This window comes from Pseudocolwellia sp. G5-9 (genome assembly GCF_055808995.1).
In genome coordinates this window covers 3085026-3102906 of record NZ_CM147893.1, presented here as the reverse complement: position 1 = coordinate 3102906, position 17881 = coordinate 3085026, and the positions used below count along the sequence as shown (strand labels likewise).

Here is a 17881-nt window from a genome sequence, read left to right as displayed (position 1 = left end):
GTACAAGGATGTAGAATGAAAAAATTAATAACAGCATTACTATTATTTATAGGTAGCGCGTCATTAGCTCAAGAAGCGTTAACACTTGAAGATATTGTTAGTATTCCTGATATTAGTGATGTTCGATTAGCACCCAATGGAAAATACATTGCTTATTCATTACGTGTAAATACGAAAAAACATAAAGGCGTACTCATTAAGATGTACAACACCGAAACGGAAGAAGATAAACAACTCGTCTATTCCGCTAACGAAAAGTACATTATAACTAATAGTTATTGGGCAAATAATGAGACACTTTTTGTTACAGCTAAGTTTCCAGCCAAGAGATATAGAACACCTACAACTGAAACTAGATTATTAAAAGTAAATATTCATACTGGTAAAATTTCACCAGTAATTCCAAAATCTGTCTATCAAAAAATGAAGTTTATTCCAAACGTTCAAACATCTGTTATTGATTTATTACCTAATGATAAAGACCATATTCTCATGTCTTTAGGTGGTTTTATAAATGGTATAGGAGAAGCTGTTTATCGTTTACCTATTTCAGATAAGGGTAAACGGAAAAAAATTCAAAATGTAAAAGGTAATGTAACTGATTGGATCACAGATGCTAATCATAAGGTACGCATTGCAATACATAGAGATGAAACAACATATACAATAAAAGAAAAACTGCCAACAGGTAAGTTTAAAGATCTTTGGGTGTTTGAGGCATTTTCAAGTAACCAAGTATGGCCCTTAGCATTTGGAGCAGATAATAATATTTTATTTATTAGAGCGCTTTATAAAGACAAATATGCTATTTACAAAGTAAATTTAAATGATGAAACATTAAAAAAAGAGTTAGTTTTTTATGATGAAAATTACGATATTGATGGGCGTTTACGAAAATCTAAAGAAACAAATGAAATAGTTGGTGTTAGTTACAGGTATTGGGATGAAGAGTATAAAAAATTAGTAAAAATGATTGATGAAGCGTTACCTGATACGGATAACTTATTACTGGATAAAAGTGCAGACGGAAATAAGTATATATTATTAGCAACTAGCGATAATCAACCTGGTATATACCTTATTGGTGACAAAAAAGCTAAAACACTTAAAGTACTTGCTTATAAATATCCTAAATTAGAAACAGAGCTATTAGCAACTAAGAAAAGAGTAAAATACCAAGCTCGAGATGGATTAACTATAGAAGGATATTTAACGTTACCAAAAATTAAACAAGAAAAAAATCTACCTACTATTATTTTCCCTCATGGTGGCCCAATAAGTTACGACAGCGGCGGGTTTGATTATTGGACACAATTTTTTGCTAATAAAGGCTATGCTGTTTTTCAAATGAATTTTAGAGGGTCATCAGGCTATGGGCATGACTTTATGAAACAAGGTATTGCTTCATGGGGACAAGCTATGCAAGATGATGTGGAAGATGGAACTCGTTGGCTTATACACGAAGGCATTGCAGATAAAAATAAAGTTTGTATTGTTGGTGCTAGTTATGGTGGTTACGCGGCCTTAATGGGAGGAATTAAAACTCCTGAATTATACAAGTGTATCGTAAGCTTTGCTGGCGTTACAGATATTGAAAAGTTAGTTAAGTCACATAGAAAGTATACGAATTATGATATTGTAAAAAAACAAATTGGTAGCGATTATGACAAATTATGGGATGCTTCACCTTTAAAACATGCAAAAAAAATCAAATCGCCAGTACTGTTAATTCATGGATCTAAAGACAGAGTTGTAGATTATAAACATTCAGAATATATGTACGATGAACTTATAGATGAAGATAAAATAGTTGATTATCTTGAAGTGGAAGGGGCAGATCATTATTTAAGTAACAACGAAGATAGGCTAGAAACTTTTAAAAAGTTAGACAAATTTTTAGATAAATACTTACCTATACATTAAAAAAGAGTTTCCTTTATATAAAAAAAGAGCAACTATACGGTTGCTCTTTTTTTTGCTTTATTGATATTGTTTCGCTTTAAGGTATAATTCCTTTCGAATCGAAACTTAGGAGATGCTTTTTGTCAAAACGTAATACCCAACAAAGACGACATACAATCATTACTCTACTTAACTCACAGGGAGAAGTAGGTGTTGATGAATTAGCAAAACGGTTTGATACATCAGAAGTAACGATTAGAAAAGATCTTGCTATATTAGAAAATAGCGGATTATTACTTCGTCGATATGGCGGTGCAGTACCATTACCGAAAGAGATAACAGACAATAAAGATGAGAACCTTTCGCAGCGAAAGATAATGATTGCCCAAAAGGCTGCAATGATGATCAAAGATCACAATCGAATTATTATTGATAGCGGTCACACAACGTCAGCATTAGTGTCTGAATTAAATAACAAGAAAGGGTTAGTGGTTATGACTAACTCTTTAGCTATAGCGAATAAACTACAAACATTAGAAAATGAACCTACATTATTGATGACCGGTGGAACTTGGGATACTCATTCTGAATCATTTCAAGGTCAAGTAGCTGAAAACTCTTTAAGATCTTATGATTTTGATCAGCTATTCATCGGTGCTGATGGTATAGATTTAGATCGCGGTACAACAACCTTTAACGAGTTAATTGGCTTATCACGTGTAATGGCAGAAGTGTCGAGAGAAGTTTTTGTTTTAGTTGAATCAGATAAATTTAATAGAAAAATACCCAATGTAGAAATACCAATAAATCAAATACATACAGTAATAACTGATGATGATTTATCGCTTGAAAAGCGTAAACAGCTTATAGATCAAGGCTTAAACTTGATTATAGTTAATTAAAGAATAGAGAAATTAAAGTAAAGGAAGAGTTATGTGTGGAATAGTTGGTGCAGTTGCACAGCGTGATGTAGTAGATATTTTAGTAGAAGGTTTACGACGCTTAGAATACCGAGGCTATGATTCTGCTGGTGTTGCAATTGTTAGCGATAACAAGATTAATCGCGTTCGTCGATTAGGTAAAGTACAAGAGTTAGCTGATGCGGTTAAACTTAACCCTCTTACGGGTGGTACAGGTATTGCTCATACGCGCTGGGCTACTCATGGTGCTCCAAGCGAGATCAATGCACATCCACACGTTTCTAGCGAAAACATTGCTGTTGTTCATAATGGAATCATAGAAAATCATGATGAACTTAGAACGCAATTGTCGGGTTTAGGTTATGTATTTGTCTCTGAAACAGACACTGAAGTTATTGCCCACTTAGTACATCATGAACTTAAAACATCACAAAACCTTACTCAAGCTGTTCAAAAAACAGTTAAGCAACTTGAAGGTGCTTATGGCACAGTTGTATTAGACACTAATGATAAAGATCGTGTTGTTGTTGCTCGTTCTGGTAGCCCCTTAGTAATAGGCTACGGTGTGGGTGAAAACTTTATCGCATCAGACATGATGGCATTATTACCTGTTACTCGTAGATTTGCTTTCTTAGAAGAAGGTGACGTTGCTGAAATAACACGCTTTGAAGTTAATGTATTTGATGTTGATGGAAAACCAGTTATACGCGAAGCAAAAGAGTCTGAAGTATGTCACGACGCTGGCGATAAAGGTGAATATCGTCACTACATGCTAAAAGAAACTTACGAACAACCAACAGCAATAAGAAATACCCTTGAGGGGCGTTTTACAGAAAACACTATTCAAACAGACGCTTTTGGCAAAAATGCAGACGAAATATTTAAAAATATAGAACACGTTCAAATCATCGCCTGTGGTACCAGTTATCACTCAGGTATGGTGGCACGTTACTGGTTAGAGTCATTAGCGGGTGTTTCTTGTAATATCGAAATAGCGAGTGAATTTAGATACCGTAAATCTCATGTACCAAAAAATGCATTACTAGTTACTATCTCACAATCTGGTGAAACTGCCGATACACTAGCAGCGTTACGTTTAGCTAAAGAGATTGGTTATCAATCAAGTTTAAGTATTTGTAACGTACCAGGTTCGTCATTAGTACGCGAATCAGACTTAGCTTTTATGACTAAAGCTGGCGTCGAAATTGGCGTAGCATCAACGAAAGCTTTCACAACTCAGTTAGTGGGTTTATTGATGATGACTATAGCGATTGGTTCACATCATGGTATGAGTATAGAAACTCAAGCTGAAATCACAGGCTCATTGCAAAAATTACCGAACAAATTAGAAGAAGTCCTTGCGCTAGCAAGTTCTATTGAAGATTTAGCGGAAGACTTTGCTGATAAACATCATTCATTATTTTTAGGTAGAGGTGATCAATACCCTATCGCAATGGAAGGTGCTCTTAAGCTTAAAGAGATTTCTTATATTCATGCTGAAGCATATGCAGCGGGTGAGTTAAAACATGGTCCATTAGCGTTAATAGATGCTGAAATGCCCGTTATTGTTGTCGCGCCTAAAAATGACTTAATTGAAAAATTAAAATCAAACGTAGAAGAAGTCAGAGCGCGTGGCGGCTTAATGTATGTGTTTGCTGACGTAGATGCTAAGTTTGAAAGTGATGAAACAATGAAAGTAATTAACGTACCTCATTGCGACGATATTATTGCGCCAATCGTTTACACCTTACCATTACAGTTACTTTCTTACTATGTAGCTATCATCAAAGGTACGGATGTGGATCAGCCACGTAACTTGGCAAAGTCTGTTACTGTTGAATAAGTCTTTATATCTACTATTAGGTCTATTACATCAAGATGCACTTTGAATACGCATCTTGAATGTTAATGAGGATTACTTATTTAAATCAATAACTCAGCCTGATGTTGTATACATATTATTTAAAAAACGATACCGTTAAACGTATCGTTTTTTGTTATTAAGCGTTATTAAAATCGTACATATTAATAGAGTTTTCATATAAATTAAACTGAACATCTATGGCACTATATTTTGAGTAAGTTATATCATTTTATTCGTAATATTTGGTATTAATTAAAAAAAATTATGTGATATAATTATCGGCTGATTAGGTTAACTTATTATCTGATCTCTGGCGTGAGTAATACAACCATTTAAGTCGTAAATAGGGCTAGTTGCATACTTATATAACTCTCCATTGATATAAGGTAAATCGCTTTGCGTGTTACGCCGCCCTAATATTCCTAATACAAAGCCATTCAATTAAGTGTGGCACCCTCATACCGTTTTTCGGTGGGCGCGTCAGTGCCAGAATTATTAATAAACAATTAAAAAGCGTTAAAGCATTAAATAAATTTTAGCTTAATAATATTGGGCTAAATATCGCATAGGCGTTTTGTTAAACTTATTACAAGGTTATTTATGTTAGAAAAAATGAAACTAGATTGGCTCTCTAATGTTCGAGGCGATCTACTCGCAGGTATTGTTGTAGCGTTGGCTTTGATCCCTGAAGCTATCGCTTTTTCTATTATTGCAGGTGTTGACCCTAAAGTAGGTTTATACGCATCATTCTGTATCGCTGTTATTATTGCTGTTGTTGGTGGACGCCCAGGAATGATCTCTGCGGCCACAGGTGCTATGGCATTGTTAATGGTAACCTTGGTGAAAGAGCATGGGCTTGAATATCTTCTTGCTGCAACCTTGCTAACAGGTGTTTTTCAAATATTTGCTGGTTATTTAAAGCTGGGTAGTTTAATGCGGTTTGTTTCTAGCTCAGTAGTCACTGGCTTTGTAAACGCACTGGCTATTCTTATCTTTATGGCGCAATTACCAGAGCTTACAAACGTTACTTGGCATGTATATGCTATGACAGCAGCAGGACTTGGTATTATTTATTTATTCCCGTACTTACCTGTTATTGGAAAAACTATCCCATCTCCATTGGTATGTATTGTTGTATTAACTGGTGTTGCTATGACCGTAGGGCTAGATATTCGTACTGTTGGTGATATGGGCGAATTACCTGATACTTTACCTATCTTTTTATGGCCAGACGTACCATTAAACTTAAATACATTAATGATTATTTTACCTTATTCAGTGGGGCTTGCTGTAGTTGGTTTACTTGAATCTATGATGACAGCAACGATTGTTGATGACTTAACCGATACAAAAAGTGATAAAAACCGTGAGTGTAAAGGCCAAGGTATTGCAAACATTGGTGCTGGCTTAATGGGCGGTATGGCAGGTTGTGCCATGATTGGTCAATCTATTATCAATGTAAAATCAGGTGGTAGAGGCCGATTATCTACTTTTGTTGCTGGTTTATTTTTGATCATCATGGTGGTGTTTATGGATGAATGGATCAAGCAAATTCCTATGGCTGCACTTGTTGCCGTAATGATCATGGTTTCTATTGGTACTTTCTCTTGGACATCAGTTATTAATTTAAAGAAAAACCCGCTTTCAAGCAGCATTGTTATGCTCTCAACCGTTGTAGTGGTAGTTGCTACGCATAACTTAGCTATGGGTGTATTAGTCGGTGTGTTATTAGCAACCTTATTCTTTGCCAATAAAATTGGGCGTTTCATGGTAGTAAAAGCTGAAAAAACCGGTGAAGACGTTCGTACTTATCAAGTTATTGGGCAAGTCTTTTTTGCTTCCTCTGAGCAATTTGTTGAGTCGTTTGACTTTAAAGAAGCAGTAACTAAAGTTGTTATTGATTTAACTAATGCACATTTTTGGGATATAACATCAGTATCAACACTTGATAAAGTTGTTATTAAGTTTAGGCGTGAAGGTGCAGAAGTCGAAATTATTGGTATGAGTGAAGCAACAGAAACAATTGTTGATAAGTTTGGTGTACATAACGATCCGAAAGAAGTTGAAAAATTAATGGCCGGACACTAGGAGACAATCATGAAAAATATTATTACATGTGTAGATAGTTCGGCTTATGCGGATGATGTATGTAACGCAGGTATTTGGGCAGCCAAAAAACTGAATAAAACGCTCTTATTTTTACATGCTATTGAAAAGGTGAATACATCTGTAGTAGAAAACTTAAGTGGTAGTATTGGTTTAGGTGCTCATTCCTCTTTACTTGAAGAGATGTCTTTATTAGATGAACAGCGCAGCAAACTAGCATTAACGGTAGGTAAAGAAATGCTAGATCAGGCTTGTGAAATAGCAACTAAAAATGGCTGTAGCTCAGTTGATAAAACTCAGCGCCATAGTGATATCACTGAAGCTATTTGTGATCTTGAAGCTGATGCCCGTTTTATTGTTATTGGTCGTTCAGGTGAAAACCACGGCAAAAACTTTAAAGCTTTAGGTTCGCACATTGAACAAATAATCCGTCAGGTTAACACGCCTTTACTTATTGCTAATAAAGGCTTCAAAGAGCCTAGCAACTTTATGTTGGCTTACGATGGACGAGAAACTGCTGACAAAGCTGTTAAGCGCATTATAGATGGTGGATTACTTCATAACCTAACTTGTCATTTAGTGACAGTAAAAAATAAGCAAAGTACTTTAGCTGAGAAATTTGAGCAAACTAAAAACTTACTAATAGAAAGTGGGTTTAATGTTACAGCCAGCTTTTTAGAAGGTAATATTTATGATGCTTTAATGAATTATAAAGCTGAAAATAAAATAGAAATGTTGGTGATGGGCGCATTCTCCCATTCTAAAATCGCTCAGGTATTTTTAGGTAGTAATACGTTAAAAATGATGGAAAATACAAACTTACCTATGGTGATTTTGCGTTAACATTATTAGGTAGCTTGGCGCACAGTAGCGTGAATGTTTTATAATATTTATTGTAAATTTTGATAAAAAAAGCGACATATTCATAAAGAATAGTCGCTTTTTTTTGATATTTAAACATTATAAATAAGCTTAAAATCTTTGTCTAATATTAGGCTAGTCGTTATTAACCACAACTAAAGAATTGATAGTATTTAATAAACTGTTGACCCAATTAGCATACTGGCGATGAATTTCTTTACCATTGTATTTCAAATTGGCTGAGTCAATATATTCAATTGATACGAGTTTGCTATCATAAGTAATTAATATGTCTAGGCGATGTTTGCGAATATTCAAGGTTGCTCTTATTTTTCCTTCTTCTACTTTTACTGGTTTCCATCCTTTTAAAATTGCCGCTTGTATAATTGACTTCTCTACTTGTTGCTGAGTTATTTCATTATTACCATAGTTAGTAATAGGCTGATTTAAATAGCTTGGCATAGGAATTGTAGTTTTACATCCTGAAACTATTACTATTAAACAAGCAAAAAATATAACTTTTAAACTTTGCATTTTTATCCCTTAAATGAACTGATATCACTATAAATCGATCATCCCTACTGCTTAAAATAGACTAATTTTATAATGAAACCGTTATAACTGTATTTTAAATACACGAATGTAAATTATATCGTAACTAAATGATTTTTGATAACTTATTTAAATACACCTATATATGAAGGGATAGAAATATCTAACTTCATATCAGTACTTGTTAATAAGCCTGTTTTCACATCACGCTTTAGAACCGTTACGGTATTAGAATTTTGATTAGCAATTAATAAGTGATCTTGGTTAGCCGACAATGTGATATCTCTTGGCCAGTTACCTAATGTAGTATGAGATTGAATAAACTTAACTTTTCCATCATCATTGATTTTTAACACAGCTATTTCATTAATACCTCTCACGGCAGCATAAAGGTATTGGCCATCGTTAGATATTTTTATCGCAGATGAAATGTTTTTATCCCCTCTTCCTTCTGCAATTTCTACGTGTTGAGTTTGAGTTAACTTGCCTGTTACTTCATTTTGAGTAAATACAGCAATAGTATTTGTTAACTCGTTAACCGCATATACCCAAGGTTTTGTAGGATGAAAAATCATATGTCGAGGGCCGTCACCAGCAGGTAACTTGGCAGCTACAGAAGGAGTGAAGGTTTTATCATTTGAGTTAAAAACTTTTATTTCATCAGTTCCTAAGTCGACTGAATATAAAAATTTACCTGCAATATCCCAAGTTACAAAATGCATATGTGGCTTTTCTTGTCGCAAGCTTGGTCCTTTACCTGAATTTTTAAAGTAACCTGCTTTTGATAATTCTTGTGTTTGTGTATCAACATTAAATAAATGTACGTCACCAGAGCCGTAGTTAGCTATAGCTATTTGAGTTTCTTGTGGGTTTAATGAAATATGGCAAGTACCTTGGCCTAAATCTTTCATTTGTTGTGCTAAATTATATTGTCCTAACTCATTGTTCCAAGTAAGGCGATCTACACTGCCTGATGTACTTCCTGTTGCTGCAAACAATGTTGATTGATTTTTTGATAGAGCTAAATAAGAAGGATTTTCAGCGGTCGCAATTACACCTTCATTAGTAAATGATTGTGTTGTTGGGTCTAATGTTACCTTATATACACCTTTACTCGACTCTTTAGTGTAAGTACCAATTAAAAAATGCTCTTTGGTCTCTACCATTGGTGATGCGTTATTTTCTGTTGTTTTACAACTTGTTAGCATTATAAGAGAGCTGACAAGTGCTGATTGTATTATTTTTTTAGATATAAAGTTCATTCGAGTCCTTGTTATCGAAATGTTTTTTAATGGCATTATCATATATAAATTCGTAAATATTTATACAATTAATCATTCATTTGAAATGTATAAGTTAAAAATTTTTTGTTTGAGGATCATTCACGATATTTTTTATAATCGGGATGAAACTCTAGAGCGTCACACCAAGTACTAAAGTTTGTTTGATTATATAAATTACTTGCTGCTGAATACCATTTTGATGCTTTAAAAGGCTCTAATATAAACTTCTTTTTATGGCCATCAATAGCGATGTAACAAGCTAAGGTTATTGTAGTTTCATTGGTTACCTTTATTCTTGGTACCCCTTGAGCATTAGTGCTATGTTCTATATTTACTTTTGGTAAAGCTTGTACCGAAAAAGAAACAGCTCCTAAAAAAGCTAAATAAAAGCAATATATTGTAATTAAATATTTATCCATATTTTCAAGCGCTTAATTTAAAATGAGTTAATAAACTATAACCAAAAGTTAAGTATTGATAAAAAAAATGCGATTATTTAATATTTACTATTGAAAGCTTGAATAGCTGTCACCATAACCTTATAAGAAATTCATATATGCTGCTATCTTTGAATAAAATAACCAGTAGCGATAATAAAAGAGAAAATAAAAATGGCTAATAATGTTCCAGTAAGAAGCGATCAGCATAAAAATTTAAAAGTAGCATCACAGCGTAACTTAGCACATGTAGCAGATCAACACATTGCACCTATTAACGCGTTAGAGTTTGCACAAGCAGCAACTAGCTACCCTGTTATCTTGGTAAAAGATCCTGAATCATCACGTTATCGTAGTGTTGTTATGTTAGGTTTAGAGGCTGGCGAAAATTTATATTACAGTGAAGATAAATGGGACGCTATTTATGTTCCACAAGGTATCTCTATGGTGCCATTTGGTTTAGGTTTAGATCCAGAAAAAGAAAAAACATTAACTACCTGTATTGATTTAGACAGCTCGTTTGTTGGTGAAGATAAAGAAAACGCTCTTTTTGATGCAGACGGTAAAGATACTGATTTTTATAAAAATGTACAAGATTCATTAGGTCGCTTATATGAAAGTGAAATAATGACAGATAAGTTTATAAAAGAATTAGAAGAAAATAACTTATTAATGGAGTTAGAACTTAATATTACTTTTAGCAACAATCAAACTAAAAAATTAGTAGGTTTGTTTGGTATTAATGAAGCAAAACTTCAAGATTTATCTGATGAAAAGGTTGTCGATTTCCACAAACGTGGCTTATTTATCCCTATTCATGCAATGTTAGGTTCAATTGCTCAAGTTAATCGTTTAGCGCAACTACGTAATTTAAGTAGTTCAGAACAAAAAATTGCTGGTATTAAATTTACACCGGTTGTTGCTGAAGAAAAAAAATAAAAAATACAGATAGTTATATTTAAAGGGGCTTAGGCCTCTTTTTTATTGCCTGAAATAAAAAAACTCTACTTTTTTATAAAGGTAAATTAAGTGATGTTTTTAATAAATTTTTAAACGTGGTATTTAAACTCAATTAGTTCTGAAAATTATTCATTAACACATTGATTGACCTGTGTTAGTTTAAGTAAATGTTTTGGATAAACTATTGAGGGATATATGACACAGCAATCAAAAGCACCTTTGGATATTGAGGAGCAAATTCAAAGTCTTGCTGGTGATATTTACGTTCAAATTGAAGATAAGGTATCAGCATTTGTTTCTACGTATGCTAAACCTGCAGAAATTACGAATGAAATAATAGAAAACCATGTGATTTATCAGTCGTTAAAAGCTGACTTTACAAAGTTAGAAGCAGACTTAAAAAAAGTTAATTCAGCTAATACGACTGAAATTGAAGAATATAAAAAAACTATTTCAGAGCTAAATACGCAAGTTGCTAGCCGCGACGAAGCTATTAAGAATAGTGATCAGTTAAACACCGCAAAACTCACTGATACAGAGCAAGTATTAAAAGAGAAGCTTGCCGAGTTGTCTATGCTTACTGAGGCTTTTAAACAGTTAACCGCAGAAAACGAAGAAAAATCAAAATCTTTAATTAATGCTACAAAACAGCTAGATGAATCACTAAATAAAATTAAAACGCTTGAAGCAGCCGAAAGTTCATTAGTTAAAAATGACAAAGCTAAAGCTGCCACATTAGAAGTTCAGAATCATCAAATATCAGATCTCACATTACAACTTAATAATATAACCAGTGAACTAGATTATCTGAAAGCTGAACATAGTCAGCAGGCTGCCTCTTCAAATAAACAATTATCTGAAGAACAACGTACAGTTAAGCAATACCAAAAAGAAATAAGCGATTTAAAACAAAAAATTACCAAGATAGAAAAATCCTTATCTGCAGAAACGTCAGAGAAACAAACATTAGAAACTCAAGTTAAAACATTAAATCAATCTATTGCAGATATTGATAAAACTTTAGGTAATGAGAAAAACGTAATAGACAAGCTTAATAAAGAAATCGACATATTAACGCAAAAAAACACAGAAATAGAAACGTCGTTACAAAGTGAAAAACAAGCCGCTAAACTACTACAAGAAAATATTACTCAATTATCTAAAGAAAGCTCAACGGTAGAGAAAAAACTATCGCAAGAACAAAAGAGTATAGAGGGTTATAAAAAAGAAATTTCAGGGTTTACTAATAAAATTAACGAGTTAGAAAAGTTAATCGCTACAGAGAAAGATTCAAGTAAAGTATTACAGACTAAAGTAACCGAATTAACGCAAACCATTGATAGCTTAAATAATTCAATATCAACAGAAAAAAATAAAGCCCAACAAACTCAAGCAGATTCAGAATCACTTCAGAAAAAACTTGAAGAATTACATAAGCAACTCACAATGAGTGAGAATGCTAAAAAAGAGGCAGAACACTTACTTAATGTTGAACGACAATTACAAGGCCAACAAAAGAGTAAACACTTATTAGAAATAGACTCATTGAAGAAAAGCATTGATAAGCATAGAGTCGAATTAGAAACACTAACTTCTACTAATGAAAAAAATAAAGCTGACGTTAATAAATTAACTCAGACTATTACTGATTTAGAAAAAGAAAAATCTCAACAACAACAAACCGTAGCAGAAAAAGAAAAATCTCATCAATTGGTATTAGCTGAATTAAATAAAACGCTTTCTCAAGAACAAAAAGCGGTTAAGTCATTTGAAGAGCAACTGAATACTCAAAAAGTAGCGTTAGAAGAACAAATTAAAGCTCATAAAACGTTAACAGAAAAATCAGCTAAGTCTGATAGTGAATCGTTAAAACAAATAGCTGAATTAGGTAATAAACTCGACTTGTTAGAGAAAAATGTAACAGAGTTAACGGATAAAAATAAAGACTTATTAGTTAACAATGAAAAAGCAGATAAAGCGATTGAAGGTTATCAACAAGAAATAAAAATCTTAAAAGAAAAATATGAAAGCACACACAACAATGCTCAAGAAATTCAAAAACGGGTTGAAGCAAATAAAGAAAAACAAGAAAATGAGTATAATAAAGCGCGTGATACCATTAAATATCTGCGTGATGAGAACTTAGAGCTACATACTAAGTTAGATCAACAAGTCAGCGAGTTAGAAGATAAGTTACGCGAGTACCGTTTACGCTTTGAATATGCTCAAAAGCAGTTGAATCAACAATAATCTAATAATGAATAAGTTTTAATGCTTATTCATTATGCTGTAATGGAAAAATCTTTTGTCTAAACCTCTTTCTTTTAATGCATTAAGCCAATGGCAACAAATTGCATTTAGTGCGGCCTTATTAGAACGTATGCTGCCTAATTATAAGCTTTTCTCAGAAGCTACCGAGTTTGGTGAGTATTCTGTACTACGTAATCAACTTGACACTGTTTGGCAGTGGTTAGATAAAAATAATCGCTGTAAAATTAACTATGAAGCACAGCTAACCAAGTTAGAACCGCAAATACCTGAACCGGAATCGTTTGACTTTTTTGGTGTTTATCCTGCTTTAGATGCTTGTATGGCCATGGTGTCGTTATTTCAAATAATGCAAGATAAAGACTCTGATGGATGTATGAATGTTAGTAAGCTGTCTGAAAATAGCGTAGTAAAATACGTAGAGTTAATACTGAGCCAAGAGATGGAAGAAGACGCTATTTCTGATGAGCATATTGACTCGCACCCTTTAATGGAGTGGGAACTTGCAACCCAGCAAGAACTTTTTAATTATATTAGCATTGCACAAGAAAATAAAAAATCGTGTATACATGCTAAAGCACTCGTTCTTGAAGAAGGTTTATCTAATTTAGGCATAGAAATTTAATCATCAAAACCTAGGTTAGGAACATTTAATGTGTAGGGTGACTAAATGAGACTATTATCATTATTCAGTTGCTTACTCATATCCTTATATAGCTGTTGTGGTTGTGCGGCGGCTTTATCAAATAAAAACCTGAAAGTAGAACAAGCTATTGTTAACGCCATGAATGTATTTAACGTTCCTGGTGTTGCTGTTGCTATTGTGCAAAATAATCAAATAGTATTCAGCCAAGGATTTGGTGTTAAAGAGTACGGTAAATCAGATCAAGTCACGCCTGATACCTTGTTTGGTATTGCTTCAAACACTAAAGCTATGACGGTTGCACTATTAGCGCAGTTGGTTGATCAATATAAAGTTTCTTGGCAAACCAAAATCGTAGATATTCTGCCTGAATTTCAATTGTATAACGATGCAGTAACTCAAGATTTTACCTTAATTGATTTGTTGTCTCATCGTAGTGGATTAGGTATGGGAGCTGGCGATTTATTAATATGGCCAAAGACGACATACACAAATAAAGAGGTTTTGGATAAATTAAAATACCTGCCTCAAGCTGCTAGTTTCCGAACAGAATTTTCCTATAACAACTTAATGTACATTGTTGCAGGTAAGGTTGTGGAAAAAATCACAGGAAAACCATGGAGCAATGTTATTCAATCTAATTTGTTCAGCGGATTAGGTATGTATAATTCTTTCGCTAGTTTTTCACAATTAGGCGATAAACAAAAAGATATCGCTACACCTCATGTATTTATAGAAAAAGAATTAATAGCGGCTAAAAGTCATTATTTAGAAGGTTTTTCATCCGCTGGTTCTGTTATCTCTACAGTGAATGATATGTCGCTCTGGCTAAAAACATTATTAAATTTAGGAAAGATAAATTCACAAAAAACAACACGTTTTAAGTTGCTATATACATCAAATCAAGCCAAAAAAATGTGGCAACCACACACATTACGTACAGTTTCTGAAGCAGCAACTGAACATGACAAAACACACTTTTCAGCTTATGGCTTAGGCTGGTTTTTAAATGACTTTCAGGGCGTAAAACTCGTTCATCATAGTGGTAGTATGCGGGGGATGATGTCTAAAGTCGCTTTAATACCAGAAAAAAACGTAGGTGTTGTTATTTTATCAAACCAGCAATCGAGCGCTGCGTTAAATGCTATTTATCGAGAGGTTTTTGAAACTTATTTAGAGCTACCTGAAAAAGATTGGATCGATTACTACCATCAACAAGAAAACAGAGCGTTAAAGCGAGATAAAAAACGTTTAAGTAAAATTGAAGAGCATTTAGCGAAACATTCTAATCCACCACTTTCTTTAAAAAAATACGCCCGAACCTATTTTGATAAATGGTATGGCGAAATTAAAATCACGTTAAACAATAATAAATTATTGATGCAGTTTAGCAATACACCTGCTTTAAAAGGCGAGCTTATTCATTATAAAGATAATACTTTTATTGCACGTTGGCATGATAGAAAGTTAGAGGCAGATGCTTTTGTAAGATTTTTAGTAACCCCTGAAGGGATCATTAGTTATGCCACTATGGAAGCCGTATCGAATTTAACCGATTTTAGTTACGATTTTCACGATCTTAAATTGGTACCTAATTAGGGTCTATTGACCTTTCAGGTATGTTTTTGCAGCAGTCTGTTTGCAAGGCATTAAGTTTACGTCATGGTGATTATCGGTACGATTCCTACGTTGCCCTAGTGCCTACACCCATGTAGAAACCTGACTAAAGTTAATAACGCTCAAGCGCTCTGAAATACGCACCTTGATTGGTAACGGGATATTTTATTAATCTTTTGTTATTGCATTTTTTACATTAGTATACTGTTAACAATTAATTATACAGTTACTGTTCTTCATGATGTTATCGCAGCAAAAACCATTTTTTTGTAAACCTATCTTAAGCGCATTGTTTTTTGTATTTTACTGTTTTAGTTATGTTTCAAGCGTAAGCGCGGTTGAAAGTAAAATAATAGAAAAACCCAATATTTTGTTTATTTTATCTGACGATGCAGGCTATGCAGATTTTGGTTTTCATGGCAGTAAAACCTTTAAAACTCCTCATTTAGATAAATTAGCTAAACAAGGTATGTTATTTAAACAAGCCTATGTGTCGGCTGCTGTGTGTGGTCCATCACGTGCAGGCTTATTAACAGGGCGGTATCAACAACGATTTGGTTTTGAAGAGAATAATGTTCCAGGTTATATGAGTAAAAATGGTACGACTGGTGATGAAATGGGACTTGACGTTAATGAGGTGACTGTGGCTGATTATTTAAAAAAGCAAAATTATCAAACCTCAATAATCGGTAAATGGCATCAAGGTAACGCAGATAAATTTCATCCATTGAAACGAGGTTTTGACTCTTTTTATGGTTTTCGAGGTGGCTCAAGAAGTTATTTTGAATATAACGAAAAACACCCTCTCGACCGTTTAGAGAATAAGTTAGAGCGTGACTTTAAGCAATTTGAAGAATCAACTCTGTATTTAACAGATGCTCTTGCCAATGAGGCTATATCAATAATTGAAAATACCCAAGATTCACCATTCTTTATATTTTTGTCATTTAATGCTGTACATACTCCATTAGAAGCGCAACCTGAAGATTTGGAATTGTTTCCCGAGCTATCGGGTAAGCGTAAAGTTGCGGCAGCGTTAACAGTTTCAATGGATCGTGCAATTGGTCGAGTATTGAAAAAGTTAGATGATTTAGGCATTGCAGATAATACTTTAGTGGTTTATACAAACGATAATGGTGGTCCTTCAGACACAAATGCATCAGTAAATTTACCACTAAGTGGTACAAAAGCTAATCATCTTGAAGGTGGTATACGAGTACCTATGATAATGCGATGGCCACATCATATCAAAGCTGCAACTAGTTATAATTACCCTGTTAGTACGCTTGATTTATTACCAACTTTTTATAGTGTAGCTAAAGGCGATAAGGGAGACTTAAAAAATATTGATGGTGAAAACTTAATGCCATATATCAATGAACAAATTAAAGATCGTCCGCATCAAACCTTATATTGGAAAAAAGAAAATCGTGGTGCCATACGTGACGGTGATTGGAAATTAATTCGATTTCCTGACCGTCCAGCAGAACTTTATAATATTGAAAATGATCCATCAGAATTGAAAGACTTCGCGTCAATCTACCCTGATAGAGTGCGTGAAATGTACAAAAAACTATTTTCTTGGGAATTAACTTTAGAGCGCCCTAAGTGGCAATTACTTCGTAAGTATGAAGGCGCAGCTATGAAAAGAATGGATGATTTTCGCCCATCTAACGCTCAATAAATTTAGTAGGTTATAAATGTTTCATTAATTAAGTGGGCAGTAGCTAGATTGTTTGATATAAACGATAAGCGACTTGTCCTGCTTTTTTCTCTTTTAATAATTGCCAGTTACCGGGTATCGATTGAATTTCTTCTTCACTTTCCATTTCAATATAGATCAAGGCATTTGTTTCAAGTAGATTATTATTTAACAAATCGATAGTTTGCTCAATTAACCCTTTACGAAAAGGCGGGTCAATAAAAACAATTGAAAACTTTTTTGAACACTTTTCTAAAAAAGTTAACGTGTTGGTATTTTCAATGGTTATATTGTTGGCTTTCAATAAGGCTTTATTTTGTTCTAATTGCTGTGCTGCTGCTTTGTTGAGTTCAATAAGAGTAACACCCTTAGCTCCCCTTGACTGCGCTTCAAAACCTAAACCGCCAGAGCCCGCAAAACAGTCCAAACATATACTTTCATGCATATAAGGCATTAACCAATTAAAAACAGTTTCTTTTACTCTGTCTGTTGTTGGTCTTAGCCCTTCAGCCATTAATACAGGGAGTTTTCTACCTCGATGTTTACCTGAGATAATTCTAATGCTTCCTTTAGATGAGCTTTTTGATATTTTTTGCTTATTCATGAAAGATGTTGTCGCTGATTATGACTGTTTATAAGGTATACACTTATAAAACCTTAGTTTTATCAAGGAATACCCGAAACAATCTTTAATGTCAGTGATATTAAATGATACTATGTGGGTAATATTATCCCTGTTTATTGCATTAATGCCATCAATATGTGT

At 33.7% G+C, this 17881-nt stretch carries 14 protein-coding genes; 10 read left to right on the top strand and 4 right to left on the bottom strand.

Annotated elements, in window-relative coordinates; genetic code table 11:
- Positions 1–15: 15 nt before the first annotated feature.
- The 5 genes from AC0L5Q_RS13430 (at position 16) to AC0L5Q_RS13410 (ending at position 7635) form a co-directional block, all read left to right on the top strand.
- Positions 16–1923 carry an alpha/beta hydrolase family protein gene (locus tag AC0L5Q_RS13430; RefSeq protein WP_473609453.1) on the top strand — a complete coding sequence of 636 codons (1908 nt, stop codon included), beginning with the start codon at positions 16–18 and terminating at the stop codon, positions 1921–1923.
- A gap of 119 nt (positions 1924–2042) precedes the next feature.
- Entirely contained in the window at positions 2043–2804 is a 762-nt protein-coding gene (locus AC0L5Q_RS13425) for a DeoR/GlpR family DNA-binding transcription regulator (protein WP_473609449.1), read from the top strand.
- A 31-nt stretch (positions 2805–2835) separates the two neighbouring features.
- Positions 2836–4665, top strand: a complete 1830-nt coding sequence (gene glmS / locus AC0L5Q_RS13420; RefSeq protein ID WP_473609446.1) for a glutamine--fructose-6-phosphate transaminase (isomerizing) — start codon at positions 2836–2838, stop codon at positions 4663–4665.
- Between the two features lie 621 nt (positions 4666–5286).
- The gene (locus AC0L5Q_RS13415; protein ID WP_473609441.1) at positions 5287–6774 is read left to right on the top strand and encodes a SulP family inorganic anion transporter; all 1488 of its coding nucleotides are present in this window, start codon (positions 5287–5289) and stop codon (positions 6772–6774) included.
- 9 nt (positions 6775–6783) lie between these two features.
- On the top strand, positions 6784–7635 hold the full coding sequence (locus AC0L5Q_RS13410; protein WP_473609438.1) for a universal stress protein: 852 nt from the start codon (positions 6784–6786) through the stop codon (positions 7633–7635).
- A 153-nt stretch (positions 7636–7788) separates the two neighbouring features.
- Here AC0L5Q_RS13410 and AC0L5Q_RS13405 read toward each other — a convergent pair whose 3' ends face one another.
- The 3 genes from AC0L5Q_RS13405 to AC0L5Q_RS13395 form a co-directional block, all read right to left on the bottom strand.
- Positions 7789–8187 (bottom strand): hypothetical protein, encoded by a 399-nt coding sequence (locus AC0L5Q_RS13405; protein ID WP_473609434.1) that lies wholly within the window; start codon positions 8185–8187, stop codon positions 7789–7791.
- A 143-nt stretch (positions 8188–8330) separates the two neighbouring features.
- On the bottom strand, positions 8331–9467 hold the full coding sequence (locus AC0L5Q_RS13400; RefSeq protein WP_473609431.1) for a lactonase family protein: 1137 nt from the start codon (positions 9465–9467) through the stop codon (positions 8331–8333).
- A 116-nt stretch (positions 9468–9583) separates the two neighbouring features.
- Entirely contained in the window at positions 9584–9907 is a 324-nt protein-coding gene (locus AC0L5Q_RS13395) for a hypothetical protein (RefSeq protein WP_473609428.1), read from the bottom strand.
- 192 nt (positions 9908–10099) lie between these two features.
- Between AC0L5Q_RS13395 and AC0L5Q_RS13390 the strand changes: the two genes are divergently transcribed.
- The 5 genes from AC0L5Q_RS13390 to AC0L5Q_RS13370 all read left to right on the top strand — a co-directional run bounded on the left by AC0L5Q_RS13390 (position 10100) and on the right by AC0L5Q_RS13370 (position 17097).
- A complete protein-coding gene (locus AC0L5Q_RS13390; protein ID WP_473609424.1) occupies positions 10100–10864 on the top strand; it encodes a SapC family protein in 765 nt (254 codons plus the stop codon).
- Positions 10865–11080: 216 nt separating this feature from the next.
- Positions 11081–13135 (top strand): hypothetical protein, encoded by a 2055-nt coding sequence (locus AC0L5Q_RS13385; protein ID WP_473609421.1) that lies wholly within the window; start codon positions 11081–11083, stop codon positions 13133–13135.
- Positions 13136–13190: 55 nt separating this feature from the next.
- Positions 13191–13778, top strand: a complete 588-nt coding sequence (locus AC0L5Q_RS13380) for a YjaG family protein (protein WP_473609417.1) — start codon at positions 13191–13193, stop codon at positions 13776–13778.
- Positions 13779–13823: 45 nt separating this feature from the next.
- A complete protein-coding gene (locus tag AC0L5Q_RS13375; RefSeq protein ID WP_473609413.1) occupies positions 13824–15395 on the top strand; it encodes a serine hydrolase in 1572 nt (523 codons plus the stop codon).
- 256 nt (positions 15396–15651) lie between these two features.
- Positions 15652–17097, top strand: a complete 1446-nt coding sequence (locus AC0L5Q_RS13370; RefSeq protein WP_473609410.1) for a sulfatase — start codon at positions 15652–15654, stop codon at positions 17095–17097.
- A 43-nt stretch (positions 17098–17140) separates the two neighbouring features.
- On the opposite strand, the gene rsmD is transcribed toward AC0L5Q_RS13370, so the two are convergent.
- A complete protein-coding gene (rsmD, locus tag AC0L5Q_RS13365; protein WP_473609407.1) occupies positions 17141–17719 on the bottom strand; it encodes a 16S rRNA (guanine(966)-N(2))-methyltransferase RsmD in 579 nt (192 codons plus the stop codon).
- Between the last annotated feature and the right edge of the window lie 162 nt (positions 17720–17881).

Bases quoted from the DNA above. Each gene is read 5' to 3' on its own strand.
- AC0L5Q_RS13430 (WP_473609453.1), top strand. From the start codon at position 16: ATGAAAAAATTAATAACAGCATTACTATTATTTATAGGTAGCGCGTCA.
- glmS (WP_473609446.1), top strand. From the start codon at position 2,836: ATGTGTGGAATAGTTGGTGCAGTTGCACAGCGTGATGTAGTAGATATT.
- AC0L5Q_RS13415 (WP_473609441.1), top strand. From the start codon at position 5,287: ATGTTAGAAAAAATGAAACTAGATTGGCTCTCTAATGTTCGAGGCGAT.
- AC0L5Q_RS13410 (WP_473609438.1), top strand. From the start codon at position 6,784: ATGAAAAATATTATTACATGTGTAGATAGTTCGGCTTATGCGGATGAT.
- AC0L5Q_RS13405 (WP_473609434.1), bottom strand. From the start codon at position 8,187: ATGCAAAGTTTAAAAGTTATATTTTTTGCTTGTTTAATAGTAATAGTT.
- AC0L5Q_RS13400 (WP_473609431.1), bottom strand. From the start codon at position 9,467: ATGAACTTTATATCTAAAAAAATAATACAATCAGCACTTGTCAGCTCT.
- AC0L5Q_RS13395 (WP_473609428.1), bottom strand. From the start codon at position 9,907: ATGGATAAATATTTAATTACAATATATTGCTTTTATTTAGCTTTTTTA.
- AC0L5Q_RS13390 (WP_473609424.1), top strand. From the start codon at position 10,100: ATGGCTAATAATGTTCCAGTAAGAAGCGATCAGCATAAAAATTTAAAA.
- AC0L5Q_RS13385 (WP_473609421.1), top strand. From the start codon at position 11,081: ATGACACAGCAATCAAAAGCACCTTTGGATATTGAGGAGCAAATTCAA.
- AC0L5Q_RS13375 (WP_473609413.1), top strand. From the start codon at position 13,824: ATGAGACTATTATCATTATTCAGTTGCTTACTCATATCCTTATATAGC.
- AC0L5Q_RS13370 (WP_473609410.1), top strand. From the start codon at position 15,652: ATGATGTTATCGCAGCAAAAACCATTTTTTTGTAAACCTATCTTAAGC.
- rsmD (WP_473609407.1), bottom strand. From the start codon at position 17,719: ATGAATAAGCAAAAAATATCAAAAAGCTCATCTAAAGGAAGCATTAGA.